The following is a 2,533-nucleotide window of genomic DNA, read 5'->3' as shown; positions in this document are numbered from 1 at the left end:
GGGGGGGCCCCGCTCGCTGTCCCGGGGGGGGGTACGGGGTCGGGCCCTACCGGCGCCGGGGGCCGCTGGTTGGGGGGGGGGGGTGGGGGGGCGCCCCCCGGCCGGGGCTGGGGGCCGGGCGCACCACCGGTTGAGGGTGCTCAGTCCTCCGGCGGCGGGCCCGGGGCTTCGGCCGGGAGGCGGAGGGCCAGGAGGGCGCCGGCGGCGACCAGGGCCGCCGTGAGCAGGAGGGCCAGGCGGTAGGGGCCGGCGCCCGTGGCGTCGCCGAAGGCGCCGATGAGGGCGGCGGTGGCCGCGATGCCGAGGGCGCCGCCGAGGGTGCGCAGGATGGTGAACAGGCCCATCGCGCGGCCCATGGCGGGGCCGGGGACGTCGGCGAAGCCGGCGATCTGGACGGTGAGGACGGCGGTGCCCAGGATCAGGCCGACGCCGAACATCAACGCCCTTACCACCCACGGGTTCTCCGCGAAGCCCAGGGCGGCCAGCACGGCCGCCGCCAGCAGCAGCCCGGGCAGGGCGAGGCGGCGGGGGCCGAGGCGGGGCAGCAGGCGGTCCACCACCTGGGAGGCGGCCATCAGGCCGATCGCCTCCGGGAAGACGCTCAGCCCGGCGTCCAGGGCGCTGGCACCGCGCGCCGCCTGGTAGAGCAGCGGCAGCACGAACAGCGCGCCCATCAGCCCGGCCGAGGTCAGCAGGGCGAGCCAGCTCGCCGGGCCGAAGGTACGGTCGGCGAGCAGCCGCAGATCCACCAGCGGTTCGGCGGACCGGAGTTGGTGCCGTACGGCGGCGCCCAGCAGGGCCAGGCCGAGCAGGCCGCCGAGGGCCACGCCCGGGGAGGTCCAACCGTGCGCCGGGCCGAAGCCGAGGGCGTAGGTGAGCAGGCCGAGGCCGGGGGTGGCGAGCAGGAAGCCGGTGGTGTCGAAGCGGCCGGCCGGGGGCTCCGCCTCGCTCCGCAGGCCGATCAGGCCGATCACCACGACCGCCACCCCGACCGGCACGTTGACCAGGAACAGCCAGTGCCAGGAGAGGTGTTCGGTGAGGAAGCCGCCGAGCGGCGGCCCGAGGGCGGGCATCAGCGCGGTCGGGACGATCAGGAAGCGGCCCAGGCCGGCCCGCTCGTGCGGGGCGAAGGCCCGGAACAGCAGGGTCATCCCGACCGGCGTGAGCAGCCCGCCGGCCACCCCCTGGACGGCCCGGGCGGCGGACAGCGCGCCCAGGCCGGGTGCCGCCGCGCAGAGCGCGGAGGCGAGGGTGAAGACGGCGAGCGAGCCGAGGAAGACCCGCTTGACGCCGTACCGGTCGCCCAGCCAGCCGGCCACCGGCAGGCCGAGCGCGAGGCCGACCAGGAAAGCCGTCTCCACGGCGTTGGCCGCCGAGACGGGCCGGCCGAAGTCCTCGGCGATGCTGAACAGCGCCGGGTTGACGATGGTCGAGTCCAGGCCGTTCATGCACATCGCGGCCGTGTAGACGACCACCACCGCGGCGCGCCCCGCGAGCAGGGGGCGCGCCGGGGCCTCGACCGCCGGAGGGGTCACAGGGTGCTCCAGTGCGCGCTGATCCACTCCAGGGCGGCCGCTCGCTCGCACGGGCCGTGCGCGACGTCCCAGCCGGCCGGGACGGCGGCGAAGGCGGGCCACAGGGAGTGCTGTCCCTCGGCGTTGACGAGCGCGAGGAACTCGCCGTCGGCGTCGAAGGGGTTGGCGGGGGCGTCGCTCATCGGTGGTTCTCTCCATCGTCGGTCCGCGCCGGGAGGCCGGCGAGGTGGTCGGCGATCACGCTCGCGATGTGCGCGATCGGGGCGGGCAGGGTCATGTCCTTGTGGGAGCAGGCCACATCGGTGTTGGCGATCCGGCCGGACACGTACGGCTCCCAGAGCTCGGGCACCAGGGTGTCGTCGATGGTGTCGACGGTGGCGCGGAAGAACAGCACGTCGCCCGCGAAGCGCCGGTGGTCGTAGCCGCGCACCAGGTGGTTGGTGTTGAGGTAGATCTCGTTCAGCGCGGCCACGGTGGCCTCGTCGAGCCCGGCGAGCGGGCTGCCCTCCCGGCGCAACAGCGCGGTGACGGCGCCGAGTTCGAGCGGGCTGCCGTCCAGGTCCTCCGGCCCGAAGCCGCCCATGGTGAGCAGCGCCTCCAGCGCCTCGGCCTGGTCGGGGACGGGCAGCTCGCGGAACCCCTCGGCGGGATAGGCGTCCAGGATCGCGAGCAACTCGACCTCCTGGCCCAGCTCCTGGAGCCGGACGGCCACCGCGTGCGCGATGATCCCGCCGGTGGACCAGCCGAGCAGCCGGTACGGGCCCTCGGGCTGGACCTCGCGCAGCCGGTCGGCGTAGTGCGCGGCCAGCTCCTCCAGCGTGGCGGGCAGCGGGAGTTCGGCGGTGGCGGCGCCGACGCCCTGGGCCTGGAGGCCGTAGATCGGCAGCTCGCCGGGCAGGTTGCGGATCAGGCCGGTGTAGCACCAGCTGAGGCCGCCAGCCGGGTGGACGGCGAACAGCGGGCGCTGCCGGCCGGGGGCGACCGGCCGCAGCGGGAGC

3 protein-coding genes are annotated in these 2,533 nt (G+C 76.2%); all 3 read right to left on the bottom strand.

The features are described 5' to 3' along the window. Positions 1-140: 140 nt before the first annotated feature. Entirely contained in the window at positions 141-1,535 is a 1,395-nt protein-coding gene (locus ABZW03_RS39805) for a DHA2 family efflux MFS transporter permease subunit (protein WP_355269620.1), read from the bottom strand. Continuing rightward, positions 1,532-1,717, bottom strand: a complete 186-nt coding sequence (locus ABZW03_RS39800; protein WP_355269618.1) for an MbtH family protein — start codon at positions 1,715-1,717, stop codon at positions 1,532-1,534. The genes ABZW03_RS39805 and ABZW03_RS39800 overlap by 4 nt, the downstream gene beginning before the upstream one ends. Continuing rightward, the coding region (locus ABZW03_RS39795) for a thioesterase domain-containing protein (protein ID WP_355269616.1) at positions 1,714-2,533 on the bottom strand (820 nt) is incomplete at its 5' end. The genes ABZW03_RS39800 and ABZW03_RS39795, both read right to left, overlap by 4 nt.

The organism is Kitasatospora sp. NPDC004799, from assembly GCF_040609095.1.
Taxonomy (GTDB): domain Bacteria; phylum Actinomycetota; class Actinomycetes; order Streptomycetales; family Streptomycetaceae; genus Kitasatospora.
The sequence above is the reverse complement of the archived record's forward strand: the minus strand, read 5'-3'. Positions and strand labels throughout refer to the sequence as shown.

Excerpts from the sequence above, each read along its gene's own strand:
- ABZW03_RS39800 (WP_355269618.1), bottom strand. The coding sequence starts at position 1,717 with ATGAGCGACGCCCCCGCCAACCCCTTCGACGCCGACGGCGAGTTCCTC.